Below are 2,572 nucleotides of genomic sequence, written 5' to 3'. Positions count from 1 at the left end.
GCGATCGCCCTTTGCCTCTTCCTCCGCACTCCAATCATCAAAGAGAATCTCAAACTCATCTTCATCTTCATGATGGTCAGGGGTGAGGGGGCGATCGCTCTCAAACTCTTCCGGCACATGGAAAAAGTCAAACTCCTCAATGCGATCGGTGAGCAATGCCGCCTGTTGCTTCACCCGATCAAGGAGCGATCGCCCAGTTTCCTTCGCCTGCTGGGTGAAGGTTTGCCCCTCGTCCCGCAGCCGTTCATTCCAGGTTTGGGCTTGGTGGCGCGTATCCTCGGCCTGGGTCTGGGCTCGCTGCCGCAAGGTCTCCGTCCATTGCTTGGCCTGGCTACCCCACTGGCTGCCCCATTGACTGCCCCACTGGCGCACTCGCCCGGTCACCTGCTGGGCCGTGGCCTGCGCTTGGGTTGTCCAGTCTTGCAGCTCGTCTGTGGCATCGCTGTAGTTTTTCCGCAGGCGATCGCGAATGTGGGTGAGCCGATCTTGAATGCCCTCCCGTTCCACCGTCAGCTTTCGGCTAGCCGCTTCGGCCACCAGCACCCGCTGCCGACCAGAACTGAGCAGGTAGCGCGGCGGCAGACGATAGAGCCCCTGGGCAAACCCCAGCCAACCATCGGACGTAAACAGATAGTAAGCGATCGCCCCAGTTCTAATATCAAAGGCATAGTCTACAATCTTGCCCAGCTTGCTGCCCGACTCACTCCACACCTCCAGCCCTAACAGCGTTTCTAGCTGACGCACCTTCTGGGCTTCGGTTTCCGTGGGGGTAGCCGTTACTACAATGCTCTCAGGGCCAAGGGTGTGGATTTGGTTCAGCGTGAAGGCTAGGCGCTTAGAGCTTACCAACCCCTGCTTAGACACAAATCCCAGCACCCGATGGGCATCGGGGTACATCCACACCACCTCTACCCGCCCCAGTTCTTCGGTGGTATCCCGATGCAAAATCGGTCGGTGCAGAACGATACTTTGGTGAATTAGCTTGGGCTTTGGGGTTGGCATAGGGTCGGGGTCAGCTCGGGACATCAGGTGGGCAAAACAATACTCCTGCTAGTTCCACGCTAGCAGGAATCTGGGAGGTAGGGCTTTAGCGCTTTCCGAACATCACCGAGCCTCGTAGGCTCTCACGATTAGTCGTTGGCGATCGCCCACAGGGCAGGCAAGTGAGGCAAAAGCTGGTCAAAGGCCAGCCCACGATGGCTGATCCGATGCTTCAGGTCAGCGGGCATTTCAGCAAAGGACATCTGATGCTCGGGCAGGTAAAAAATTGGATCATAGCCAAATCCACCGACGCCCCGAGGCGCGTGCAGGATCTCGCCTGGACAGATGCCCTCGGCCTGGGTGGCAATGCTGCCATCAGGACGAGCGATCGCCACCACGCAGATAAACGCCGCCTGGCGATCGCTGCTATCTCCCAGTTCCGCCAACACGCGATCGATGCAGGCCGCCTCTGTCGGCCCATAGCGAGCCGAGTAGAGCCCTGGCGCACCGTCTAGGGCATCAATGGCCAAGCCCGAGTCATCGGCGATCGCCCATTGCCCTAATGCCTTAGCCACCTGAGATGCTTTGAGACAAGCATTTTCAGCGAAGGTCGTCCCGGTTTCCTCCACCTCTAGATCCGCTGGCTTCAGCACCAGTTCACAATCTAGATCCGTTAAATAGGCCTGCATCTCCCGTAGCTTGCCAGGATTACCCGTTGCTACTACCAGTTTTTGCACCATAGCTCCCATAGATGACCGACAAGGTGACCGACAAGATGACCGACATTTGTTGTCGAACGACGACGATCGTAAAGATGATCGAATTACGACAGCGCCCGGTCAGCCCGGTTGTGGGACGCCGTCGCCTGCAGTTCTTCTACAATATCCCAAGCCGCAGCACAGGCTTGGGACGTAGCTCCCTGCTCTGCACAGATGCGCCGCGCTTCGTCCCGAGCTGCATCAATTTCATCTTCAATATAGGGACGCTGGGGTTGGTTGACAAAATTTCCCTTGGTGAGAATATCGCTGACCGAGATCACCCCAAGCAACTGTCCCTTGATCACCGGGGCGCGACGAATACCCGTGTTGGCAAATAAGCGAGCGACGTATTCCACCCCCAATTCTGGCGGCACCACAATGCAGGGCTTGGTCATGATTTCATAAACCCGCATGGTTTTCGGGTCATGACCATAGGCGGCCACTTTATAGACAATGTCGGTTTCCGTGATAATACCGTAGGGATCCTCGCTGTAGCGGCGATCCACAATCAGCGATCGCAGCCCCCTCTCGGTCATCAGGGCCACAGCCTCGGCCACCGTAGCTGAGCCACTAATGGTCACCACATCCGTTGTCATGATGTCTTGTGCTTTTAGCATCCCCGTTCTCCAGATAACTGCATGGGTGAACGGCAAGTAGGAAGATCTACTTACCGCTCCATCCTGATTCTAGACCCAAGACTACCGTAGTCTGCGCTCCACCCTAGGGCAAACCGACGCATGATCCAGGGTGCGATCGCCCCTCAACAGGCAGCGATCGCCATCTAGGCGTCGTACATGCGAGCTTCTGGAGCATCCGGGAATTCTTCACAGTAC

General features: G+C 57.1%; 3 protein-coding genes. All 3 read right to left on the bottom strand.

Annotated features, from left to right (window positions below; all coding sequences use genetic code 11):
* On the bottom strand, window positions 1-1,002 hold a 1,002-nt coding region (locus V6D20_16470), incomplete at its 3' end, for a PRC-barrel domain-containing protein (GenBank protein HEY9817375.1).
* 128 nt (window positions 1,003-1,130) lie between these two features.
* The gene (rdgB, locus tag V6D20_16465) at window positions 1,131-1,721 is read right to left on the bottom strand and encodes an RdgB/HAM1 family non-canonical purine NTP pyrophosphatase (protein ID HEY9817374.1); all 591 of its coding nucleotides are present in this window, start codon (window positions 1,719-1,721) and stop codon (window positions 1,131-1,133) included.
* 83 nt (window positions 1,722-1,804) lie between these two features.
* Window positions 1,805-2,356 carry a CBS domain-containing protein gene (locus V6D20_16460; GenBank protein ID HEY9817373.1) on the bottom strand — a complete coding sequence of 184 codons (552 nt, stop codon included), beginning with the start codon at window positions 2,354-2,356 and terminating at the stop codon, window positions 1,805-1,807.
* Between the last annotated feature and the right edge of the window lie 216 nt (window positions 2,357-2,572).

This window comes from Candidatus Obscuribacterales bacterium, assembly GCA_036703605.1.
GTDB lineage: Bacteria > Cyanobacteriota > Cyanobacteriia > RECH01 > RECH01 > RECH01.
The sequence above is the reverse complement of the archived record's forward strand: the minus strand, read 5'-3'. Positions and strand labels throughout refer to the sequence as shown.